This window comes from Bacillus sp. V5-8f (assembly GCF_002863565.1).
In the GTDB taxonomy this organism is placed as follows: domain Bacteria; phylum Bacillota; class Bacilli; order Bacillales; family DSM-1321; genus Peribacillus.
Genome location: NZ_PGUW01000026.1, coordinates 37,530 through 57,731 on the forward strand (window position 1 = coordinate 37,530; position 20,202 = coordinate 57,731).

At 38.1% G+C, this 20,202-nt stretch carries 22 protein-coding genes and 2 pseudogenes; 10 read left to right on the forward strand and 14 right to left on the reverse strand.

Annotated elements, in window-relative coordinates:
* The first annotated feature begins 83 nt into the window (after positions 1 to 83).
* Positions 84 to 809: a hypothetical protein gene (locus tag CUU64_RS20555; RefSeq protein ID WP_101635545.1), complete on the forward strand. Its 726-nt coding sequence runs from the start codon at positions 84 to 86 to the stop codon at positions 807 to 809.
* Between the two features lie 192 nt (positions 810 to 1,001).
* Here CUU64_RS20555 and CUU64_RS20560 read toward each other — a convergent pair whose 3' ends face one another.
* Together CUU64_RS20560 and CUU64_RS20565 are read right to left on the reverse strand one after the other, a co-directional pair.
* Positions 1,002 to 1,631: a DUF1643 domain-containing protein gene (locus CUU64_RS20560; RefSeq protein ID WP_180954699.1), complete on the reverse strand. Its 630-nt coding sequence runs from the start codon at positions 1,629 to 1,631 to the stop codon at positions 1,002 to 1,004.
* 607 nt (positions 1,632 to 2,238) lie between these two features.
* Positions 2,239 to 2,523, reverse strand: coding sequence for a hypothetical protein (locus tag CUU64_RS20565; RefSeq protein ID WP_101635547.1), 285 nt, complete (start codon positions 2,521 to 2,523; stop codon positions 2,239 to 2,241).
* A gap of 251 nt (positions 2,524 to 2,774) precedes the next feature.
* Between CUU64_RS20565 and CUU64_RS20570 the strand changes: the two genes are divergently transcribed.
* Complete coding sequence (locus tag CUU64_RS20570; protein WP_101635548.1) at positions 2,775 to 2,972, forward strand: hypothetical protein; 198 nt, start codon at positions 2,775 to 2,777, stop codon at positions 2,970 to 2,972.
* A 342-nt stretch (positions 2,973 to 3,314) separates the two neighbouring features.
* Here CUU64_RS20570 and CUU64_RS22830 read toward each other — a convergent pair whose 3' ends face one another.
* From CUU64_RS22830 to CUU64_RS20585, 4 genes are all read right to left on the reverse strand, one after another.
* Positions 3,315 to 3,455 (reverse strand): hypothetical protein, encoded by a 141-nt coding sequence (locus tag CUU64_RS22830; RefSeq protein ID WP_257985615.1) that lies wholly within the window; start codon positions 3,453 to 3,455, stop codon positions 3,315 to 3,317.
* A gap of 151 nt (positions 3,456 to 3,606) precedes the next feature.
* On the reverse strand, positions 3,607 to 3,858 hold the full coding sequence (locus CUU64_RS22835) for a nuclease-related domain-containing protein (RefSeq protein WP_257985616.1): 252 nt from the start codon (positions 3,856 to 3,858) through the stop codon (positions 3,607 to 3,609).
* A 414-nt stretch (positions 3,859 to 4,272) separates the two neighbouring features.
* A complete protein-coding gene (locus tag CUU64_RS20580; RefSeq protein ID WP_048008527.1) occupies positions 4,273 to 4,464 on the reverse strand; it encodes a hypothetical protein in 192 nt (63 codons plus the stop codon).
* Between the two features lie 35 nt (positions 4,465 to 4,499).
* On the reverse strand, positions 4,500 to 4,946 hold the full coding sequence (locus CUU64_RS20585; RefSeq protein ID WP_101635549.1) for a YaiI/YqxD family protein: 447 nt from the start codon (positions 4,944 to 4,946) through the stop codon (positions 4,500 to 4,502).
* A gap of 508 nt (positions 4,947 to 5,454) precedes the next feature.
* Between CUU64_RS20585 and CUU64_RS20590 the strand changes: the two are divergent.
* Positions 5,455 to 5,577, forward strand: a pseudogene (locus CUU64_RS20590) (hypothetical protein); the annotation flags it as partial.
* A 49-nt stretch (positions 5,578 to 5,626) separates the two neighbouring features.
* Here CUU64_RS20590 and CUU64_RS20595 read toward each other — a convergent pair.
* Positions 5,627 to 5,908, reverse strand: coding sequence for a hypothetical protein (locus tag CUU64_RS20595; protein ID WP_101635550.1), 282 nt, complete (start codon positions 5,906 to 5,908; stop codon positions 5,627 to 5,629).
* 76 nt (positions 5,909 to 5,984) lie between these two features.
* Here CUU64_RS20595 and CUU64_RS20600 point away from each other — a divergent pair.
* Positions 5,985 to 6,116, forward strand: a pseudogene (locus CUU64_RS20600) (tyrosine-type recombinase/integrase); the annotation flags it as partial.
* Positions 6,117 to 6,205: 89 nt separating this feature from the next.
* Here CUU64_RS20600 and CUU64_RS20605 read toward each other — a convergent pair.
* Entirely contained in the window at positions 6,206 to 6,607 is a 402-nt protein-coding gene (locus CUU64_RS20605; protein WP_101635552.1) for a hypothetical protein, read from the reverse strand.
* A gap of 218 nt (positions 6,608 to 6,825) precedes the next feature.
* The gene (locus CUU64_RS22260) at positions 6,826 to 6,987 is read right to left on the reverse strand and encodes a hypothetical protein (RefSeq protein ID WP_180954714.1); all 162 of its coding nucleotides are present in this window, start codon (positions 6,985 to 6,987) and stop codon (positions 6,826 to 6,828) included.
* Between the two features lie 669 nt (positions 6,988 to 7,656).
* Between CUU64_RS22260 and CUU64_RS20615 the strand changes: the two genes are divergently transcribed.
* Genes CUU64_RS20615 through CUU64_RS20630 form a run of 4 tightly spaced genes read left to right on the forward strand, consistent with a single transcriptional unit; the run spans position 7,657 to position 12,832 of the window.
* A complete protein-coding gene (locus CUU64_RS20615) occupies positions 7,657 to 7,953 on the forward strand; it encodes a hypothetical protein (RefSeq protein WP_101635554.1) in 297 nt (98 codons plus the stop codon).
* 22 nt (positions 7,954 to 7,975) lie between these two features.
* A complete protein-coding gene (locus tag CUU64_RS20620; RefSeq protein ID WP_101635555.1) occupies positions 7,976 to 8,308 on the forward strand; it encodes a hypothetical protein in 333 nt (110 codons plus the stop codon).
* Between the two features lie 15 nt (positions 8,309 to 8,323).
* Positions 8,324 to 11,974: a multicopper oxidase domain-containing protein gene (locus CUU64_RS20625; RefSeq protein WP_101635556.1), complete on the forward strand. Its 3,651-nt coding sequence runs from the start codon at positions 8,324 to 8,326 to the stop codon at positions 11,972 to 11,974.
* Positions 11,975 to 11,995: 21 nt separating this feature from the next.
* Positions 11,996 to 12,832, forward strand: coding sequence for a hypothetical protein (locus tag CUU64_RS20630; protein WP_101635557.1), 837 nt, complete (start codon positions 11,996 to 11,998; stop codon positions 12,830 to 12,832).
* A gap of 81 nt (positions 12,833 to 12,913) precedes the next feature.
* Here the strand turns inward: CUU64_RS20630 and CUU64_RS20635 are convergent, their stop codons facing one another.
* A complete protein-coding gene (locus tag CUU64_RS20635) occupies positions 12,914 to 13,693 on the reverse strand; it encodes a hypothetical protein (RefSeq protein ID WP_101635558.1) in 780 nt (259 codons plus the stop codon).
* Positions 13,694 to 13,853: 160 nt separating this feature from the next.
* Between CUU64_RS20635 and CUU64_RS20640 the strand changes: the two genes are divergently transcribed.
* Together CUU64_RS20640 and CUU64_RS20645 are read left to right on the forward strand one after the other, a co-directional pair.
* Entirely contained in the window at positions 13,854 to 14,267 is a 414-nt protein-coding gene (locus CUU64_RS20640; RefSeq protein ID WP_257985617.1) for a hypothetical protein, read from the forward strand.
* A 12-nt stretch (positions 14,268 to 14,279) separates the two neighbouring features.
* Entirely contained in the window at positions 14,280 to 14,693 is a 414-nt protein-coding gene (locus CUU64_RS20645; protein WP_101635559.1) for a FixH family protein, read from the forward strand.
* A gap of 3 nt (positions 14,694 to 14,696) precedes the next feature.
* On the opposite strand, the gene CUU64_RS20650 is transcribed toward CUU64_RS20645, so the two are convergent.
* The 4 genes from CUU64_RS20650 to CUU64_RS20675 form a co-directional block, all read right to left on the reverse strand.
* On the reverse strand, positions 14,697 to 16,241 hold the full coding sequence (locus tag CUU64_RS20650) for a copper resistance CopC/CopD family protein (protein ID WP_101635560.1): 1,545 nt from the start codon (positions 16,239 to 16,241) through the stop codon (positions 14,697 to 14,699).
* Positions 16,242 to 16,785: 544 nt separating this feature from the next.
* On the reverse strand, positions 16,786 to 17,355 hold the full coding sequence (locus CUU64_RS20660) for a hypothetical protein (RefSeq protein ID WP_101635562.1): 570 nt from the start codon (positions 17,353 to 17,355) through the stop codon (positions 16,786 to 16,788).
* 67 nt (positions 17,356 to 17,422) lie between these two features.
* Entirely contained in the window at positions 17,423 to 17,611 is a 189-nt protein-coding gene (locus tag CUU64_RS20665; RefSeq protein ID WP_101635563.1) for a hypothetical protein, read from the reverse strand.
* A 1,940-nt stretch (positions 17,612 to 19,551) separates the two neighbouring features.
* Positions 19,552 to 20,199, reverse strand: coding sequence for a YcnI family copper-binding membrane protein (locus CUU64_RS20675; protein ID WP_101635564.1), 648 nt, complete (start codon positions 20,197 to 20,199; stop codon positions 19,552 to 19,554).
* Between the last annotated feature and the right edge of the window lie 3 nt (positions 20,200 to 20,202).

Consider the following 20,202-nt stretch of genomic DNA (forward strand, 5'->3'; position numbering starts at 1 on the left):
CCCAACTTATTTCTGAATCATCTATACAATCATTGTACGTTATCCGATAAGAAAAGAAGAATAAAGTAAGGAGTCATTATAGAGTGTCAAGACGCAGGAATAGAAGTTCTTTCATATTAAACTTATTTGCATTTTTATTCGTATTCATCCTAATTGGCATGATTAACGGGTATACGTCCTTAACGGATTTTATAACTACTGAAAGGAAACATAAAAAGCTGAAAGAAAGCTTTAATGAAAATGAATTTAGGCAGAAATTAATGCCCCCCCAGCCGGTTATTGAAGCTTTAAAACAGGAATTCCCTGCAGCTTCCATAGAAACAACCAAATCGGGATTCTCACAACCGACAAGCCTAGAAGATTTTGAGATAGAAAATGGGGAGACTGGCGTTTATATTCTGGTGTCAACATATCATAAGGGAACGTATTTGGATTTTGTTCATGACTCGAATGTTGAATTCAATGAAATAGAAGGAAAATTACAATATATTTATATCAATGCTATAACAGAGGATACCGCTATTGACTCCCTAGTTATGAAAAAAATATTCAAAGCGATTTCTACAGGTTTGGGGTATGGACTGAATGATAATCAAATAGCGGATTTAACATCTGCATTAAAAGATGAGAATAGTGTTTCGCCGTATCCAAACCCCTATTTAACGTATGACCACCAAAATGGTGTAAGGGCAGGCGGAGGACGGCATTTACCTTGGAATGACGTTTTGATCCGCTCGGTTCAACTGCAACTTTTAGACGATGAAGAGGTCGAAAAAGCATTTAAAGTTATGTATAACATTACAGAATAGAATTGGTGTTCCAATGCGTCGATTGTTCGATTAATGGCGGCACATTTTTTATATGTAATGCGGATATATAAACTTTAATTTTATTATATATGAACAATTTTATAAGTTTGATAGCTATCTCAAATATGTAAAAAGCATGTTTGGAGATGAATAACCAGACATGCTTTTTTAGTTCTTATTTTTTTATGAGAGTCATCTGAAAAATAACTGGATAAATTCAAGATCTGTTATCTGACGTATTGGAACATCACGATACTTTTCTTTGTCAGTTTGTGGTCGTGGATGAGGTACATAATATACAGGTCTTTTAATAAATTTTTTATTGGTTGATTTCAACACATCATAGCAATATATTTTACTTGATACATTTTGAAAAGCATTTACTAAGTTAGAATTATAACTTTGATGTCCAAGCATACCTAATTGGCCCTTCATTCCCCAACCGAGAAAAATAACATTCGCCTCTGTCATCGCTGTTGATATAAAATTCCAATTAATCATTTCATAAGCAAAATGAGCATTATTTAAATTGTTGCTTGTTCCATCAATAATACTAGAAATGTTTACAACATGTAATGCATAACAACCTTGATTTTTTGCAAGATCTATTAATTGGTCAACAGAATCATCTGTCTCATCATGAGATGCACTGCTCGGATTCATCATAATGGCAGTAAGGACTGTGCCTTCTTCTGCCCAACGCTTTTCCAAAAAATAACGACGTGTCCTGTATGTATTGAATATGGCCTTTCCTTCAATGTCAGCATATGTACCTGATTCTAAGTCCAGTTGATTGCTATCAGCCAGTTGTTTAAACCACAAAACCAAAAACCCCTTTTTAGTTAGAACTTTTACTGAAAGTTTAAACTAACATGAAAAATTAGACAATATAGTTGCAGAATAACTTTCCAGCTATGCTATATAGCATTCTTTTTCTCGATCACGTTTTAGGCGCGGGTAATAATGGCAGACCACTAACAGGAGCCCATTGGGTTAAATTCATTTGTGTGAATGGTTACACGAAGACAATTATCTCCACATATAATCTCAGGTAGAAAATTATCTAAGCGATATCTGTAAATGTGAATATAAAAATGTACATTTTTGCTCGTATAAGGAAGTACATATTTGATTTTATTACTTTCAACAGTCGGATATGGTTAATTGCTTACAACTTGACATGGAGCCTCTACGGGCATGACTATAACTCCAAAACGCCAGCCGTATCAAGGGCTGGTTAGCCTATCAAGGCTATCATGCCCGCCACTCCAGTAAAGTTGTAATAAGCCAAGTGTCAAAAATGCAGAAAATTATGCAATCATTTTTGTACATGCTTAAATTAGCATTTGCAGGATATCCAATTAAATTAATTTAAATTAAGTCAATCTAAACAGAAAAGAAAATAATACCCTGTTGAACCCTTCAAGGATTACTTATTCACGTTATATTGAATCCAAGATGTATCTTTCCATTGATATACATTTTCAACTTCCGCAAAGATTTCTGCTCTAGACATACCTTTCTTAACCAACTCATTGAATAAAGCGTGAAACTCCATTTGTTCAAAATAAGCATCACAGCATTTTTTACCTTCCACATAACATTGGCATTTAGCTTTTTCAACAAATCCTTGCCCTGCTTTATTTGCATAGCAGAAAACAGAGTCGTTAATCGCATCCCTGATTACGTCCACGATAGCCTTTTTATTCTCCATTTTGTCACCTTCATTCCTTCAGGGTTATTCCCCATGCCCACTATGTTATTAAACTAAAATATTAATAAATTCCTCCAGTTATCTCTAAGGCATTATACCAATATTTAGGCGTTAAATACAGTTGTGTAATATCTAGATTTCTTGCCCAGTAATGACTGGGGTTTTCATTTATAGACATAAATTTTTTTTGAATAAACTGTTTGTTCATTGTCTTTAATACGGGTAAACAAAAATAAAGGAGGCAGGATCATATGGAATTCTTTAAAAACAAAGAAGACATGTGTAACCCCAGAGTAGATCGCTTTGACCTAAAACCGACAGGTATTCACAAAAAGGAAACACAGAAAAAGCATATTGGACTAAAGACTAAGCAAAAGAAAATCGAGAAAAAGCTAATAAATACAAGGGACAGGACGGCTGGTAATTGTTACTGGGTCACTGAAGTATGATCGCCCATATGTATTATTAATTCCAAAAGGCAGAAAGGAGCAGTATTCTGATGTGATGCTCCGTTTTTTTGTTTCAGTTTATAAGTATGTATTACCAAAATATCTGCCCTGTTCGATCACTTCACGTCAACTAAATTGTCTTTTGGTGATTAAAGCAATAGACCTTACCTTGAAACTTCTTATTAGATAGACCAAAAGCAGCAACCTTCTCAGACACAGGTTCATTACAGGTAGCACACTTGGGCCTGCTGTGGATACTGTTTTGCTGCTGTTCTTTATTGTTTTGAAGGGCTACATTGTGTGTTTCTCTTAGTTCAGGCTCTGTTATGTTAGCCTTTTGGATTATCGCAAAGATGGTTCAATTTCTTGTTCAGTAATGAGTGGAGTATTATTTTGTAAATTAAGAACAGAAACCTTTCTGTGAAGGAAATCGGATAACTCCACATCGTAAACAATCAACTCATTGGAAGAAATCTTTCTCATTTCTAAATCCACTTTAAAGGTACATCTTTTCGTAAAGGATACGATTGATACGAAATGCGCTAAATTTACCATCGATCAAGCTCAACAACGCTTTGATATGGCCATGATTTTGCATAAACGGATTCATCATTTTAAACTTACCGTTACCTGATCACTCTTTCCGATTCTTTGCTCCGTAAATAGTATCCTGATAATTTTTAGTTTCGATAACAAATATGCCATATGGAGTAATAACGATATGATCAATCTGTGAATATCCTGATATGCATTTTGGATTATGCACCATTTTATCCGATAAGTGACTGAACTCTTTTGGCAATTGATCCAATTGAATATCTATCTTGTATTCTCCTAATTCCCCTTTTCTTACCAAAACCCGCTCATTTTGACCTTTATTTGACAACCGTAGGGACTACATATTCTTATTACAAGAAAACGATTAAGTTAAAGATTATTCGAAAAAAATGGGGCGTTTAGTATATTTTGATTACGGCCAATAGAATTTGTACCATTATTTGAAAATAATTCGCCACATTTTTCCAATTTCTAACAAAAGACTCCACTAATTCACTATTTTGGTAGGGCTAACGTCAGGAAAATGCATATTTACAACGTGCCTAATTTCTCGGTTTCATAAGGAGGAATTAGGCTTTAGTTACTTTATAAAAGCGCCCGATTGTAGAATATCGTTTATCTATTGAATAGTAACCATGTACTACCCAGCAACCTACTTCATATTTTGGTCAATAACTTAATCCACTTATATCACCCAGCATTTATAACAGAATTTTCAGTAAGTGTAAATAAGATATAAGAGTCACTTTTTGGGCTGATCAAGTGCTTGGTAAGCTACCTGATACTTTCCTCCATCCGCAACTTCTGAATGGTACAAGGCCTTGAGGGCATTGTTTTTTTCAAGACCATGCTCAGCCTTTAGTTCTTTAAAGCGTGTATGCAGTTCTTTATTCTCCTTAATTAGTTGTTGCATTTGCGATTTTAAATACTTCAAAATATTTATCTCCTTTCTAAATCTCTGAGTTTAGCCTAATTTTTAACAGAAATAACCTGTTTAAAAAGATCCCTAAATTGCTCCCGGTCTTCTGCTGTAAAAGGCTTTGGTCCCTTTGTTCGCTGTCCGCCTTTTCTAGCCATTGCACTTAAATAACGTGTTTGTAATAATTGGTCAATATTTTCATTTGTATATCTAAATCCTTTATGGTGGAGGACGATAATTCCTTTTGCTAAACCTAGTGACGCAAGACCATAATCTTGCGTAACGATAATATCTCCTTTTTCCACTAACTTCACAATCCGATAATCTGCAGCATCTGCTCCAGAATCAACATAAATGGTTTTCACTCCTAATGGCTGTTCTGCATTAGAAAAATGAGAAAAGCTTGTAACAAGGATAACCTGAATTTCAAAATCGCTTGCTTCAGAAATAATAATATCTTTCACCGGACAAGCATCTGCATCCACATAAATTTTCATCTTTCCCCTCCTGTTAAGAAGTTCGACTTACTATTTAACTTGATCTTTTTCAACTATAAAAGGGACTGGTGACTTTTGTTTAAAAATAATAAAGAGTTCTTCCTTTTGCTGTATTTTTCTATCCTCATATTATACTTTATAGAATTTTGTTGGCAAATGGTCGTTCAATTGCCAACAAAAGATATCTTAGAACTAAATACTTGATTAGAATGTCACACATTTTATAGGTGTAAAAGAAAAAGGATAAATGTACAGGATGATCACCTGTATACATCTATCCTTTTTATACAACAAAAGACCTAATTTACCACAATAACAATATTGTTTGTTGTTCAACTCTCGCTCCCGTTTGTATAAGTACAATAGTTCACAAATTTACTTTGCTAAAGCGGTAACACTTTTAATCATTTCATAGTATCCTTGTACTGTGCAGTAAACTTTTACTTTTTAGAAATAAACGCTATGGCGACCGTCACCCTTCAAAAAACGGTATAATTGTTATTATACGAATAGTTGGGGAATATTAGAAGGTAACACAAACGTCCCATGTAAAAACTGTGATGGAAAAGGGACAATTCCTACAGCAGAAGGGCAACAACTTCTAGACTTTATAAACAAATACTCGAAATAAACACATGCGCCTCCGAGCAACTTAGGTGGGGCGCATAAAAATAACTATTTTAATTAATTACTGGTTGCAAAGTAATTATTCCGGAGATTTCTTTTAATAAATCAGGATTTTTGTTCATTACCTTTTCGATAAATTCGTTATAACCAATATGATCGTTGATTATCACATTGGCTACTCTTATATCAAATTCAAAGTCCCCTTTACATCTCCATTCTCGTTCATGTGTCCAATCTTTTATATTATCTAAGTCACTAAGATCCAAACTGACAATGCGCCAATGTTCTCCCTCCGGTAATATCTCCTTACCCTTTTCTTTAGTTTCATATAACACAGGCCTTACACCTTTCGTAAAAGCGTAGGGTTTATGGAACGCTATACCAACTGGTCTATATCTTATTTTATGTGCTCACCTATTGAATAATGGTGCACCACTGGAAGTCATCCAAAGTTTACTAGGCCATGAGAAAAGTGAGACTACTAGGATATACACACAGTTAAGCGGCAGCCTAAGACAGGAACTTTATAGAAAGTACTTTTAACACGCTGAAAAGCAGTGCAGCAAAATGCATTACTTTTCTTTAATTCTTGCACTTGTTAGTTCAATATTAACCTTGAGAGCAGCAGGTCACTAAAATTTAACGAATGTGGTAACGCTTTGTTTTGATGCAATAGTTCGTCTGGAAAGCTCTTCTTTCCATTTCTTTGAGTCTAATTGATATTCACCGTATTGATCTTTGTAAGTTTTTTTTAAGAGATTAATTGTTCTGGCCTCTTCTGGATAATTATGTGATAAGGGATAACCCAGTCGTCCTTCCTCAAATATATATTGTTCTACAACATCCCCCATTTCCATAAATGAATCTAAGAATGTAATAAATTCAATATCTTCACCTCCAAGTTCATAAACATAAGGGAGGGTAAACGGCAAACTTTCCTTATACGCTTCACCATTTAGAAATGGATAATTATTTTCACTTGTGTGATATTCAGGAATTGGTTTTAATGTAGCGATAAAATAATGAGCTGTCATTGAAAAATCCCTTTCAAAAATACAATATTCTTATTAAAGCAACCCATCATAAGTATAACCTTGAATAATATCAATGTTAATGGTTCACCTAACGTCTTCTTTCACTAAACTGCAACATTAGTGACATAAGAAATCATCCAACGCACCGGTTTGTTTAAGTACATTTCTTCACAAACCTAGTTTCATTACAGGAATGCTGCTCCGTTAGCTATGCTCTTTTAAATAAAGGCGGGTAGTTCTATATCTTTCGCATCGACACCTGCGGCCCCTTTATTCCTTTTCACCTTTAGAAAAGCTTGGTTGAGATTTTCTCGACTCACGATTCTTCGAATTAATTCCGTATTTGATTCCATATTGTTTCCATGTAATCGAGTTTGCACAATTAGAACTCCACACTTCAAAAGAGGTCCTAGGATTCCGTCCATGCTCCCCAATTGAAGTCCTAACAGTTGGCTGTGTCTTCGTTCCGTTGTAAAAAGCTCTAACATGGTCGCTCCTTTCGTTCTGACCTTCTTAACTGTAAGGTTAATACTATGACGTCGGCTGACTTCTCTACGCTCAGCTGCCTATCCGCTAGACAGGTTCCCTTTTTAGGGAAGCATAGAGACCTCCCAGGGTAAGTTCATTCACTTTCACCTCGTATATCTGCCACATTTATCCCTAGTTTGTGCGGGGATATTTCGGACTTAGTTTTGTTTTGCAAACCCGTCCCAAGCTAGGAACCTCAAATGTGATTCGTATACCTCAGACCGAGGATTTGCCTTGGACTTCCTTCAGATTCCGAGTCATCACGGACACCCTTGCCTTCCGCTAATGGTTCGCATATCCCAACGCCCATAGCGGACTTGCACCGCCTAGTTAATGAACATGCCTGGCACACAAAAAGACTGTAGGCAAACTCGATTTTCATCGAGTTTGTCTACAGTCTGCAACCGCACAACAAGTGCGGTTTTTTTGGTTAAATCTAAATTTTCGTCAAAAGCACAATCATGTCCAAGATTAAACCATAAAATAGGACTATAAATAAGTTACAGGAGGAAGGTAACAAAATGAATACAGACAGTTTCCCATTAATTCCCGAGAACGAGTTATTTGAGGATTTACTTGAAACAGAAATCTTGCTAGTAACAGACCGGGATCAATTAAATCTTTTAGGACAAACATTTCGTCCCATTTTTACAGGTAGGGTAGCAAAGGTGACAAATGGCTTTCTTACTTTAGATCCAGTGATCATCAAAATGCATAATGCCCCATTTTATAAGTTTCCGACTCCCCTTAGCTTTCCATTTGAAAGAATCGCCTGGTTTACTCCATTTGATCCACAAAGACGTCTCCCATTAGTCTAACCTTAATGATAGAGGTGAAAATATGACAAAGAACAGTGAAGCAAGAGAAAAATTTCTTCAAGAAATGGGGCTCTCGCACGAATGCGGTGTTAATGCAATTCGCCAAGCAGCGGTGAGCTATGAGTATAAAAGAAACAAAGAACGACGAGCTTTTATTCTTATGGGACCTTATCCATTTATGGTTATTGGAGTGATCAAAGAGGTAACTAGTGATTTTGTCATAATTAAAGTAGAGGCAACCAATATATCCGAATTAGATGAGGAAGTGTTTCGAATTCATCTAGATCAAATAGAAGTATTTTTCATTGAAGATGGGAAACATAAAATTCCAAATCTAAAGGAAGGCTTTTGCTAAAGGAGGAGGAGATTGATGTTAAGAAAGTTTCATATTGTAGCAATCCCCATCAGGATTGTTTTTAATAAATTCGGAGATCACGACCCTGATGGTATGATGTATGTACTAAAAGAAAACGAAGATTATGTGAAAGCTCAAGTAGCCGCCAATCCTTTCATGCCGGTAGACCTTGTTCAACCACTCGTTATCCGTGCAAACTTCGGCGATGATATTGAAATACTATATGAAAATCAGTTGCCCTTTAATACGTCTATGCATATCCAAAATGCAGAATATAGTGTTTATACGTCAGATGGTGCCTTTGTCGGTGTAAACCCAGATACAACAGTTCCTTCCGGTGGACAAATTATTTATCGTTGGGGTGCTACTGAACTAGGGATAAACTTCTTTTCAGACCTAGGAAACACCTTATCAAGCGAATTAGGGAGTAATGTCCATGGTTTATATGGGGCTTTGTTTGTCCAGCCAAGAGGCTCCTGGTGGACAGATCCTATTACAGGGAAACCGATCAATAGTGGTGTGTTTGCTGATGTTCATAATCCTATCCTCCCCTCCTTCCGTGAGTTTGGCTGGTTTTTTGCAGATGAACCCGAAGTCAAGGATTTAACAGGGCTAAATCCCCTAAGTCCCCACACATTGCAGCCCGAATCGACGTTCCCAATCAATTATCGATCCGAACCTATGCGTAATCGGCTTAGATTACTTCAGGAAGGAGTAGTATGTCCAGATTGCGAAAGTGAGGAGGTCCACCATGATTCATGGGTATTTGGCGATCCCGATACCCCGATACTTCGCGCCTATCTGGGGGATCCTATCAAGATTCGACTTGTTCACGGCGGGGTAAAAGAAACTCACACCTTTCACTATCATGTACATCAATGGCTCCAGGAGCCTACTGACCAAGATTCCGAACTTATCGACGTACAAGCCATTTCGCCTCAAAACAATTACACGATTACACCACTTTATGGTGCTGGTAGTTTACACAGAGCTGCCGGAGATGCCATCATTCACTGCCATCTGTACCCTCACTTTGGTGAAGGGATGTGGGGAATCCAACGGAATTTTGATACCTTACAGGATGGAAGTCAGTGCTATCCAAATGGAGTTCCAATTGCCGCACTACAGCCATTGCCCACCCAGCCGCTCCCTCCAAAACCAACTCCGGAAAAACCAGGGTTTCCAAACTTTATTCCTGGGATTGTAGGGTGCAAAGCTCCAAGACCTCCACTTGTTGGAGACCGAGAAGTAACGGTGTTAGAGAAAAATGCCTTTCACCCTAATGCTGTACCGGGGGCGGTATTTACCAATCCATGTCCGCCAGATGCACCCGTTCGTGAGTTTGATATTTCCTTGATACAGATGCCGATTGTCTATAATAAAGAAGGCTGGCACGATCCGGAAGGACGGCTGTATGTATTAGCAAAAGACGAAGAAGATATATTGGCAGGAAGAAAACCGCCGGAACCGCTGGTGATTCGTGTGAATGCCGGAGAATGTGTTCGTCTTCATTTCACCAATAAGCTCCCTGAAGTTTTAGGTGGGAATGCCTTCCAACTCGCCACTCGTACCTATGAGGCCGGAATGCACGTACATTTTGTTAAATTTGATCCACTTGTTGCGGATGGTGCTAATGTTGGCTGGAATTATAACTCAGGAATATTACCTGGAGAAACCATCACTTATCAGTGGTTCGCTGACGTAGAATTAAAGGCAACCTTCTGGCACGACCATTTATTTGCAAATCAACATCAAGAACATGGGGTATTTGCTGCTATTAATGTACAAGCAAGATTTTCAAAATTCTTAGACCCGCACACAGGGCAAGAAGTAGAATCAGGAACCCAAGCGATGATTATCAACCCACTAATCCCTGATTTCCGAGAATTCCACTTGTTTGTCCATGATTTTGCCATGCTGTTTGATGCAAACGGGGTACCGCTAAATCCACCACCATTTCCAGGTTCACCTGACGACCCGGGGGTCTTTGGAATTAATTATCGCAATGAACCCTTGCAATTCCGGCTAGCAAAACCTGATTACGACCCTGCCTATGTATTCAGCTCTTGGGTACATGGAGATCCAGTCACCCCTCTACTCGAAACATATAATGGCGATCCAGTTAGAATTCGTTTAATTCAAGGCGCCCATGAGGAATCCCATAGTTTTAACCTTCACCGCCAACGTTGGCATCGTGAAAGAGGGGACCTGGATTCAGAATTAACGCAGCAACAGCATATCGGGATAGCCGAATCGTTTACGTTTGAAACCTTTATTGATGGCGAAGGCGACTTTGATATGCTTTACCATTTTGGAACCCTCGATGATATATGGATTGGAAACTGGGGATTAATTCGAACATTTAAAGAAAAGGTGCCCCATCTTCTACCGTTGCCTGACCAGCCATGCCCACCGCCTAGAACAAAACCATTACCTTGTAAAACAGGCTCACCTCCTCCCATGGCACCATTCCCAGGGGAACCAAGTCCGCCAGGGGCACCAATCCGTCATTATGATGTGGTTGCCCTGCAAACTCCCATTATTTATAACGATTATGGTGATCATGACCCGTTCGGTATTGTCTTTGCACTAGCGGATGATGTGCCAAAAATCTTATGTGGTGAACTTAATCCACAACCACTCATAATACGAGGAAATGTTGGCGAATGTATTGAAGTACGTCTTCATAATCAACTATTTGGTCCTTTTTATAATGAAGTGATTCATGGGTATCCAAGTGTCCCGGTGGAAGCTCCTTTCCCTCCATCACGCAGGATATCTATGCATGCCCAGCTCGTTGAATATGACGTTCGTTTTTCCGATGGTGCAACAGTCGGTTATAATTTCGATCAAACTATAGGTCCTGGTGAATGTATCACCTACCGTTGGTATATTGACCAACCATTCGGTTCGGCAAACCTTTGGGATATGGCTGATATTCGCAATCACCGCCACCACGGTGCGTTTGGAATGCTAATATCAGAATTTCGGGGTTCAAGATATCTGGATCAATGGACGAGAGAATATGCGACATCTGGAGATCAAGTAATTATTTCCCACCCTTTTGGGGAATTTCGTGAATTTGCCTTAATCATGCATGATGGTATACGACTAGTTGATAAACAAGGAAATCTAATTATTGATCCCGAGCCATTATTAGTAAATCCAGGAGATCTTAGAGTTGAGGATTTTGAGGACCAAGGTTCAAGAGCTTTTAACTACCGTGCAGAACGGTTTAAGCATCGCTTGGCTGAAGTTCTAGACATATCCAAGGTATTTAGTTCTTATTGCCATGGAGATCCATCAACTCCTCTATTTTTATCCTATGCTGGCGACCCAATCGTTGTACGATTTACATTCCCTGCAGATAAACCACGTGGCCATTCCTTCACGATCCATGGCCACAAGTGGCTCGATGATGACGACGATGTTAATTCAAGGGTTACGGCCATAGATGGTCAGATAATTGCCGGTTACGCAGATGATTTTGCTTTAAAGTATGGTGCAGGGGGCTATTGCAGCCTACCGGGGGACTATATGTACAGGTCCGGTCTTATCCGTTGGGACATTGAACTTGGTGTATGGGGGATTATGCGCGTGTTCGGTGAGCCTAATGAATTCCTGGCACCTTTGAATTCAAAATTCTTCATCAAGCCGTTGGAATAGGAAAGGAGGTGTACCACCCTAATGGAAATGAACCAATGTAATTGCCCGTGTCATCATTCAATGGAAAATTCATGTCCCCAGAGAGGCTTTTGCTGTCCTGGGCGGATACCAGCCCACGTTCCCAACGATCGTTTCTGTTCTCCTTTTGTCTGTCCTGAACCAATTCCAACACCTCGATTTAACTCTCCCAACAGCCCTCTTCCTCCAGATGAGTTAAATCAATTACAGGTCTGCCTAGAAGAAATCAATGATACTCTTCGGACAATTGGCAACCCGAATGAACCCGAAGAACCCGATCAGAGACAGAGGCAAAGACAATTACAACAACACTTCCGGGCACTTCGATGTTCTCTTGTAAAAGTTGTAGTAGATTGTCAAGATAAGGAAATAGAAATCCTAGGGATACTAGAGGAAGCGGGAGCTAATTTTATCCAGGTTAACACGCTTGGCCATAAAAAATTCATTCCTTTCGAAAAAATTTGCACTTTAAAGCATGAAAATTTTCAAGCTGAAACATTTGAGCATGAGCAGGAACTTCTTAGCATCGACACTTGCATTCGTCGAGAAATCACCTTCAATTTTGGAGAAATTGTTGGCCGAAGTCCGGAGTTAATCAATATCTTCTTTGGCATTCCGCTTCACTTGTTCCTTCTTTCTTTTCTTGGCTGTGAAATACAAGTAAAAACTGAAAGCGACGAACAATTAATATCCGGTATCCTCTGTTTAATTGATGAGAATCAGTTTAGACTTCAATTGGACCAAGAGGAAAAACAAGTGGAAGAAAACAATCCTTACAATGGAGAGGGAGCTCGGACAATTAATTTTAATGCAGTCTGCTACATTTCGATAGATTCATAGAAAATTAATAAATAAGAGATGCTGTCCAAGACAGCATCTCTTATTTGTATTTAATTATTTGATAGAGAATTTAACTATCTATTACTTATTCCAAATACGGCTGAAGCTCTCTTTTAACCAGCGTATAAATATTGGTAATAGCTGCAACGGTGTACTTCGCTTGATTAGATGTATTTCATCCATAGGGATGGTATGGTTCCCTTTTCGACCTTTTACTGTTAAGCGACCTGAAGTTATCTTCACCAACTTCCCCTTATACACTTCTCCCTTTGTATAAATCCTTATCTTTATCCCTTTCCAAGATTGTAAATGAACCTCCAGTGTCTCTTCATAAAACTGCCGCCTTATAACGTCATTTTTTAGTAAAGTTGTTGAAAATTCTGTAAGCAGCTTCCTCCTTAGGGATTCATCATAAATAACCTGTTGATGACTATTTGGCATATCGGATATTCCGTAAGGTACGCCGGCCGACTCGATAGCAGCGTAAGGAATCCAAAATCGTTCCGTTACCGTCGTAAGTGCAGTAAAATCCCTTCCCACCTCACTAACCCTTCCTAAGATTTCAATTACATTATCTCGAACCTTTGTGTGAACATTGACCTGCTGATTTCGTCTGCCTTTTAAAAATCTTACTAACAACATATTCTTCTTATTATTTGGCAGGCTTTCACCAAGCTGCTTTAAATTAATTCCATGCATATATTCCCTCAGTAGTTTTAACTCATGGGCGGGCATACTGCTTGGCGGTGATGTATAGCCATTTTCCTTTTGTAGAACATAATAATCATTTTTTAAAAACTTGGTTTTATCTGAAAATTTTTGATAATAGGCTTTAATTTGCTCGTTTTGCTTCTCGTCCAAATGTTATCACCTCTTTTCCACTTCTTTTTATAGACTATGTTAGGAGAGGAAAAGAAGCACGGAGACAAGTATAGACTCTAGCACATTTTAGTGTATTTTCCCTCGTTTATAGAGCAGTCCAACAATTGGCTTCATACATATATGGATAAGGGGGTAGGATGTGGTGGTGCCTTTTATTTGGGTAATTTTTGTCAGCTATTTTGTCACAGCAATCGTTTCCTATTTTTATTTGCGTAAATCAAGAAATCTGATTAGTTACCATTTTGGTATGAATATAGCGATGACATCGAGCGGGGTAATGGGGATCTCCTGCGGTATTATACTTGGGAGTCAATTCCCTCTACTTTATACAGAAGTTACTATTCTTACATTATTGATTTCCATTTGTGTTGGCGCCATATTTGGCGCGCTGGTAGACTATCAGACAATGGTGACAGGGGTGTCGAGCGGGATAATGGCGGGAGTGATGGGGCCGATGCTCGGAGTGTCAGCAACTGTTCCAATGATTATTATCGGAACTCTGCTTGTATTCTTAAGTTTTGGACTTTTATGTTTTTCACTACGATCTTTATAGAGGAGCGATAAAATGATAAAAAACGGGATAGTAATGATGGGGTCCGCTATTTTTTGCTTGACCTTATTATTCGGTTGCACTAATGCATCAAACGGAACAAGCAATCCTAAAACGGAAACAGATGCCCATCAGGAAGAAGGTCTTAGCTTTGAAATCCACTCGCCTAACACCGAAGAAGCCGGATTAGAAACAGATTTTGATGTTGTCATTTTGAAAGACGGGCACCCTCTCACAAATGCAGATGTAGGTTTTGAGTTTTGGAAAGAAGGTGGTGTCACCCATCATTTCGTGGCTGCGAAGGAAAGTCAACAGGGACACTACAAAGCATTACTTAACTTTCAAACGGCTGGAAAATTTACTGTTAAAATCCATGTTGAAAAAGGAAAGCTTCATGGACACAAAGAAGATTACTTTACGGTTAAATAATCTTTAAGTAGATTCAATTTTCACCGTTTCAAATATTCTAAAACTCTTTTGTAAAATAAACTCCTCTCCTTTATTGTCAATGACTCGCACTTCTGCCAGCCACTCACCTGGAAAAGGGAGGTAGTACCCCTCAGCCAAAAAGCTCCTATTTCTTGTAGTTGATTTTAATGGGACCTGGATGGGAGCAATTTCTTCGTTTTCTTTGTAAAATAACCAGAGCTCCACTGTTTTGACAGTATTTTTCTTAAAGTTGATTGAAAATTGATTTTTCCCTGGTGCTCTTGGTGTAATCGTCAAGGTCATGGCTCCCTTGGCAACATTGGCGGTCCATTCCAGTGGTGTATTAGCAGGAATCGGACTAATATAGCTTAGACCGCCAACAATTAGTGTTATCATCAACATCATTGAAAAATCAATTTTAAGCCAATGCCAGGCATCCGTAAATGACTTATTTTTTATAGTCCCTCGGATTTTAAAAGCAGTTGCTATAACCATTAGAATTAGTATTATTTTTGCTAATAGAAGTTTTCCCCATGGGGTTATCCACAAGTAATTAACTTGCGGCAAAAAGAAAAAGGTAGTAAATGCGCCTGAGATAAACAGGATAATCATACCTTTAAAAGCTACTGTTGAAAAAAGTGATAAATACTCCTTTACGTGAAGCCGATGCTTTCGCCAAAATACAATAATATAAAGCAGTCCCCCTACCCAAATCGATGCGAACAGTAAATGAAGAAAGGTCAGGGGAATTGATACCCATTCCGGTCCATAGGATATGGCATGCCCATTAAAGCTTTTGGCAGTTAACATCAGAATAACCCAGACTGAATCCAGCCATTTTGATCGAAATAAAATGATAAATCCCAGAAGAGATAAAACCAATGATATTAGCCACGAAACGCCAAAGACTGTGTTTATTGGGATGTCTGCCGTTTTTGAAGCCATCAGCCATTGAGTAGTTATTAAAATTAGCAGGCTAAGCAGCTGCATTTGCTGTAATATCAACACAGTGAAACGATACTTCTTCTGAAGTTGTACTGAGTGGCCATCCGTTTGAAATAAACCCCAGAAAACCCACCCTGTTAGACCTAATAAAGAGAGGTAATACACCGCTCTAGTTAAATAAACTTCTAGTTGGAATGTTATATTTTCTGACTGGTCCCAATCAGAATTTTGTGGGTATTGGGCCTCACCTACCAAGAAGACATAAGAACCGTTGACTGGGTGTCCATCTGCCGATACGATTTTATACGTTACTAAATAAGCTCCATCATACAGTTTTGGAATCATGATTTGGATTTTGCGTTGATCCTTACTTAGACGAGGATTGCCCTTAGAAATGATTTCCTGATTTTGATTTACTACTTTTAAACTAAACAGGCCTTTCTTAATTTTCTCATTAAAGGAGAGGGTCACAGAATTTGGACTTTCTTCTAATCTGCTATCTGCAGAAGGACTCCCTTCTATAAGGACAGTATGTGCAAAAATATGCCTTGGAAATAGAAATAGACAAATCATAATTATTAATAAAATTAATGGCCTCTGCACTGAAACCACCCCTTAACAATGGTATTATGACTATCCTATTCAAATGCAAAGTAAATGACATTATAAATAATTAAGGTTAAAAGCCTAGGGTAACCCCAATTCTTGGAAGAGGTTGCTTCTTGGTTAATGGATGGTTTGAGGAAGTACTAGTCTTCTTAGTTATTTTCTTTTTGCTTATCGGCTTTTATTTTTATCTAGCTTTTCTACCTCTTCTTCCTCATCATTTTCATCATCATCTTCTCACATATCGTCACAATGCGAACAAATACGTTTTCCAAATGCCTATGATGGCAGCAAACAGGACAAGGATTACAGTGCTTGTCTAGCCAAACGATTCTACAAATTTTTTCTTTTCTTACTGTTACTACCTTTTTATTTTCCTTTAGGATACTAACAAAATCGATTCCGACATTACAAATAATACCGACAATTTCTTCTGTACTTCCTGAACATTCTAATACGAGTTTGACTTTACATCCTTTGAAACGAAATAATTGAAAAGCTAAATTACCATTAAGACCATTGAAATTTAGGCGGAAGTTATTTAGACAGAAGTTAAACGGTGAGACCTTAAATGGAACACCACGTCTATTTCCAATAAAATGTCCATCAAAATGGTGGTTGTGAGGGTGAAGAAAATTACATATGCTACGATTATTTCCATGACGAAACCCATGGAATGATCTATGATGGCTTTGTTCACATCCGCAATTAGAATGGGAAAAATGTTTTTGTGGGTTGAAGTGGTGTTGGTTGAAGTTAAAATAGTGCTGGCTTGCATCATGATAGTGGTCGTGGTCGTAGGAATGTTGATTTCTACTGTAGTATTGATGGTTATAATTGTAGGAATGTTTGTTTTTACCGTAATCTTGATGGTTATAATCGTAAGAATGTTTGTTTCCATCGTAATGGTGGTGGTTATAATCGTAAGGATGTTTGTTTCCATTGTAATGGTGGTGGTTATAATCATCGGAATGTTCATGAGTATCATATTTGTTAGTTGATTCACAATTGCTGCTGGATTCATCGCTATAATCGTGATGGGACTTATGATCATCACTTGATTCACAGCTAAAATGGTTATGTGATTGATGATTGTTATCACTAGATTCACAATGACTGAATTGCTCTTTAAATGATTCCATTTCCTCCATTAAACGTTCAACCTCACATTTCAATTTTTAAATATCGTCATTTTGGAACAGTTCATTAACAGAATCGATTTCCTTAAATAGATCCTTAATCATATATCTAAATTTTGAAATATCATCTTGGTGGATCTCCTGTTTAATAGAATCTAATTCCTTAAATAAATATTCTACAAGACACTTAAATTTCTCTACGTCATCTTTTCTTGGGGATTCGTCCATACATTAACTCCTTTCATAATTTTTTCAAAATATTATACGTAACAGCTTATCCAATGGATTGTACAAGTGTTTAATCCCTATAAGAAAAAACGCTTGTCCTCGTTTTGGATTAAGTTTTGGAGGGGGCGTTTATAACGTTAGGCAATGAGTGAATTGATTTGAGAGAGAGAATTATGCTTGGAAAGGGGATAATAAGCTAACTAGCAGTTAATCATCAAAGACATAAAGAGCTGGTGTTTTTTGAGGTGGGATTCGGGAATGACTTATTTGGGCTTCTGTAAAGTGCCACCATTTGTGAGTGTGAGCCCCCTCCCCTAGAGTTAAAATGAATTTTACCTTTAATTATTATCCGTAGCCTAAATAGGTTATCTTCTAGCAATGTAAATCTTAGCAGTAAATTAAGTAGATCATTCCAGCCATTCAATGTCTGTTCGGTTAATAGGTATTATCCATTCAACAATTACTTTCATAAAAAAGCCCTCTTTGGCGGGTAATCAAAGAAGGCTAAATTTTTATATTTGGCATACTATCACATCTCAAAATTTTACTGTTTCCTATACAACGAGTACAGTTTATCACATCAAATCACTGGTCACCCACTGGTAACATTTTGGCCACACACTATAGACAACTACCGAAAATTACAGTTCATTTCAAAGCTTACTAACCCCACAAAAGCCTTGATATAAAGCCATTTCCGGGCACTTTAGGACATTATAGGAAAATGCACCGACTACTCTGGCAGAGTCGAAGTCACATTATAAATAAATAATATCTATCTAGGGGTCTTCAATAAAAAATGCAAACCATTTATTCTGGATTTGCAAAAATTGTCGGTAACTATAAATTTTGGGAAAGATTTTATCATTTCCTATATAAATTTTTTTGATCACATTTTGGTAACACACTTCAGATAATCAAAGATAACAAGAAAAAACTATATCTCAATCGTTTCGAATGAAAACCCATTGAAACCAACGCCATTTAATAACTTGACGTACTTAAAAGAAACCAGAAATAATGCATTTCCTCTTACTTCAAAACCGCGTGAGAGGCGCGTGTCGTCTCTGGTGGGTTCGATTCCCACACGGTCCCGCCAAAAATGAAAAGTAATCGAATATTTATAAAATAAAACAATAAGAGTAATTTCAAAGAAGTCCCGCCTACTGGTGATAAAGAATCCTAAGAGTAACAAGGATAACCGCTGCTAATTTTAAACGCAGCGGTTTTATTGATTTCCTTAGCACTATTAAAGCGATTCTGTTACATATTTCACCGACAACAAAAGACTCATGTTTAGTAAGGAATCTTATTGAACTAAACCAGCTAATAGGAGTGTATTGATTCTCTTCGAGACATTGAATAATTGGAGTGTGATAATGTCCCGTAGATTCAAGTATGACCGCTGGCCTGACTGCTGTTTTTCTCTCCATCTCTTTTAGGAACAAAACGAAAGAATCCAAATCCTCCCTAGTATGTTTTACTTTGAAGCTCTTCCCAAAAGACTGATCTTTGTCTAAAAAGGCTTGAGCTTCACTTTCTCACTTGGCTACATTCAGACCAACTACTGGATTCATTTAGGTATCTCTCCCTCACTTGTACTCACCAGTAACCCCTATTCCTTCCTGTAGTTCCATAGCTTCGCTTGTTATACGAGATCTTTAGTCCCAACCAGCCTCAAACATCTTTCTACAAGTAGGGGGCGAACAGTTTAGTTGACGAGATCTAAGTCCTACGCAGCCGTACGTTCTACCCTGGCTACTGAAATAATAGGTCCTATAAAAAAAGAGCAACCAGTAAAAACTGGTTACCCCTATAATACGAAGCACCCTTTAGTTATGTACGTTTTTTCACAACTTGCTTTTTTTGTGCTTGATTAACATTATATCTTAACGAAAAAACCCTATCTGATTACATAAAATATCAGGTAGGGGTAAATATCATTTTCTCCTAAATGATATGACTAGTGCAAGAATGGAAACAACCAATGCTATTATGGATATAGGGAGGACTATAGTATTAAACCCAGATTCTTCTGAATCTGTCTTTGTTTCTGTCCTCTTGTCTGTATTGGCCTGGTCACCATGGGTTTGACCTTCAGGTTGGTTGTCAGTAGATGCTGTGATCTTGGTAATGGAATGAGGTGCATCCGAACCTTCTTCGCCCGTCCATTCTACAATGGAGCCGTCTTTATAATATTGAAAAGCATCCCATGCTGCTTCTGTTTCCTTATCAGGGTTTTTTCCTACGAAAGAAAATTGCTGAAATTGTCCTGCGGCAATTCCTGCTCCGTTTGCAGTCCAGGTGATGGTCGTGGTCTTGCCCGAACCATCTTTTGTCTGGGTAACATCCCATCCGGGAACCGGTTGGTATGACATGACTTCAACACCCTCCGGAACCTTCAAGGCAACCTTGACTGTATTCGCATTTTTTTCAACCGGTACTTTCATGGTATACGTTTCCCAGGCTCCGGGTGTTGATTCACCGGGAATGACCGTAACGTGTGCACTCGCCGTTCCTGTATAGATAAATAACGCGGCAGCTATCGCTATTAGGCAGAAGCACCATTTCTTCCATAATGTTCTCATCTT

Bases quoted from the DNA above. Each gene is read 5' to 3' on its own strand.
- CUU64_RS20565 (WP_101635547.1), bottom strand. From the start codon at position 2,523: ATGGAGAATAAAAAGGCTATCGTGGACGTAATCAGGGATGCGATTAAC.
- CUU64_RS20570 (WP_101635548.1), top strand. From the start codon at position 2,775: ATGGAATTCTTTAAAAACAAAGAAGACATGTGTAACCCCAGAGTAGAT.
- CUU64_RS20585 (WP_101635549.1), bottom strand. From the start codon at position 4,946: ATGAAAATTTATGTGGATGCAGATGCTTGTCCGGTGAAAGATATTATT.
- CUU64_RS22830 (WP_257985615.1), bottom strand. From the start codon at position 3,455: ATGAGAAAGATTTCTTCCAATGAGTTGATTGTTTACGATGTGGAGTTA.
- CUU64_RS20665 (WP_101635563.1), bottom strand. From the start codon at position 17,611: ATGGACGAATCCCCAAGAAAAGATGACGTAGAGAAATTTAAGTGTCTT.
- CUU64_RS20675 (WP_101635564.1), bottom strand. From the start codon at position 20,199: ATGAGAACATTATGGAAGAAATGGTGCTTCTGCCTAATAGCGATAGCT.
- CUU64_RS20620 (WP_101635555.1), top strand. From the start codon at position 7,976: ATGACAAAGAACAGTGAAGCAAGAGAAAAATTTCTTCAAGAAATGGGG.
- CUU64_RS20630 (WP_101635557.1), top strand. From the start codon at position 11,996: ATGGAAATGAACCAATGTAATTGCCCGTGTCATCATTCAATGGAAAAT.
- CUU64_RS20605 (WP_101635552.1), bottom strand. From the start codon at position 6,607: ATGACAGCTCATTATTTTATCGCTACATTAAAACCAATTCCTGAATAT.
- CUU64_RS20645 (WP_101635559.1), top strand. From the start codon at position 14,280: ATGATAAAAAACGGGATAGTAATGATGGGGTCCGCTATTTTTTGCTTG.
- CUU64_RS20625 (WP_101635556.1), top strand. From the start codon at position 8,324: ATGTTAAGAAAGTTTCATATTGTAGCAATCCCCATCAGGATTGTTTTT.
- CUU64_RS20615 (WP_101635554.1), top strand. From the start codon at position 7,657: ATGAATACAGACAGTTTCCCATTAATTCCCGAGAACGAGTTATTTGAG.